2 protein-coding genes are annotated in these 1,875 nt (G+C 60.4%); both read left to right on the top strand.

Annotation, left to right across the window (positions count from 1 at the left end; translation table 11 throughout):
- Positions 1 to 236: 236 nt before the first annotated feature.
- Complete coding sequence (locus tag ACFVZH_RS40295; RefSeq protein ID WP_384905614.1) at positions 237 to 881, top strand: hypothetical protein; 645 nt, start codon at positions 237 to 239, stop codon at positions 879 to 881.
- 250 nt (positions 882 to 1,131) lie between these two features.
- On the top strand, positions 1,132 to 1,875 hold a 744-nt coding region (locus ACFVZH_RS40290), incomplete at its 3' end, for an ISAzo13 family transposase (protein ID WP_384905613.1).

The raw sequence follows: 1,875 nt of genomic DNA, 5'->3' as shown, positions 1-1,875 counted from the left end.
CGTTGAAGCTCACTCACCAGTGAGCTCTTTACAGTAGTCACTCCGCAGGGTGAACGCTCTTCTGGGGTTGACCGGCTTCCGGCCTGCGGCTGGGATTTCCCACCTGCAGACGTAGCCGTCACCCGATCGGTGGTCGTTCTGAAGAAGCTCAGTGAGCGCCAACTACTCATTGAAAACCAACACCTAGCAGCCAATATGGAAGAGTGAAATCGACAGGCAAAGGGAGGATCATGCTCATGAATGTCAAGACTGCCTACGTCTCGCTTGGGACAGCATTGGTATTGGCGGGATCCATTGTTGGCGCAGGGAATTCTTGGGCCAGCGTGGATGATCTCCTGGATCAAACCAAGGAGATCTATAGCTCGGCTATATATGGAAACTCTGTGGGGACATTTTTGGCGTGCGGCACCAATTACCCCTTTGCGAAAAGTATATCTCTCGACATGTCCGGCAGGACGGAAGGACCTGATATTTCCACGGTTCAGCCCCAAAATGGCGACGGCACGTCGACTGGGAAGAAAGGAGGATTCTTTCTTAGCTACTCCAATCCGGGCATCAAAGGCGCCGCAGGTCCGGAAATTAGAATGACCATCAGTATGACGTGCTCGAGCCTCGACCCTGGTTCGCTTCCTCGAACGGTGTCTGTTGTCAACCGCGCAGAACTCCCCCCCGGGGTTACTAAGGAGCTAAAGGCCACGTGCCCGCTTGACTATCCGTATGTAGGCTCTCCCTGGGTGGGCGGGCGTGCAGATGGAAACGACGGGATTCACGTAAGCGGAACATCTCGGCAAACTGTTTCCTCAACATTTGGAAACAATACAACGGGGGTTGATTTGATAGAGGTTGGCGCTATTTGCGGCAGTAATTTCAATCCCTCCTGAAAGGGCGTTGCATCCTACGTGGATCGCACGCACGATCGCGGGCCTGTTTGCTGAGACGGTGTTTGAGAACTCGGTTGATCTCACTTTTGGGCTTGGTCGACTGGGGGCGGCTGAGCAGCAGCTCTGCGGAGAGGTCGCCCCCGCCAGCCCCGGAGGGCTGGTCAGGCACTTCTCAACCGTCTGAGCTTGCCTTTTAGGACTTGCAGGGAAACAAGTCGTGGCTTCCGGCTGTGGGGGTCGTTGTTCTGGTATGGGGAGACCGGAGGGGATCGAGGCCGCCTTGGCCGCGAAGTTCCAGGCGTTGTTGCCGCACCTGGACGAGCGTCAGCGCCGACTGGCCATAGGGGCTGAGGCTCGGTCGTTGGGGCATGGTGGGATCAGGCTGGTTGCCGCTGCGGCCGGGGTCCGGGAGGGCACGGTCTCGCGTGGGGTGGCTGAACTGGATTCCGGTCAGGCGCCGTTGGGACGGGTCCGTCGTCCTGGCGGAGGCCGGAAGAAGGCCAGTGACCTTGACCGGGGGCTGCTGCCCGCGCTGCTGGCGTTGGTCGAGCCCGACGAGCGGGGTGATCCGATGTCGCCGCTGCGGTGGACGACGAAGTCGACCCGGAAGCTGGCAGCAGAGCTGACCAGGCAGGGCCACCGGGTCTCCGCCGACACGGTCGCCAGCCTGCTGCGGGAGGAAGGCTGCAGTCTGCAGGCCAACGCCAAGACCATCGAAGGCGCTCAGCGCCCTGACCGCGATGCCCAGTTCCGCTACCTCAACGAGCAGGCACGAGATCACAGGGACGCTGGCGACCCGGTGATCAGCGTGGACACCAAGAAGAAGGAGCTGATCGGCGACTACAAGAACGCCGGGCACGAGTGGCGGCCCGCCCAGCGGCCCGTGAAGGTCAACACGCACGATTTCCCCGGCCAGGCCCAGAAAGCGATTCCGTACGAGATCTACGACATGGCCGCGAACACCGGCTGGGTCACCATCGGCACCGATCACGAC

It is taken from the genome of Streptomyces sp. NPDC059534, from assembly GCF_042743475.1.
Taxonomy (GTDB): Bacteria; Actinomycetota; Actinomycetes; order Streptomycetales; family Streptomycetaceae; genus Streptomyces.
The sequence above is the reverse complement of the archived record's forward strand: the minus strand, read 5'-3'. Positions and strand labels throughout refer to the sequence as shown.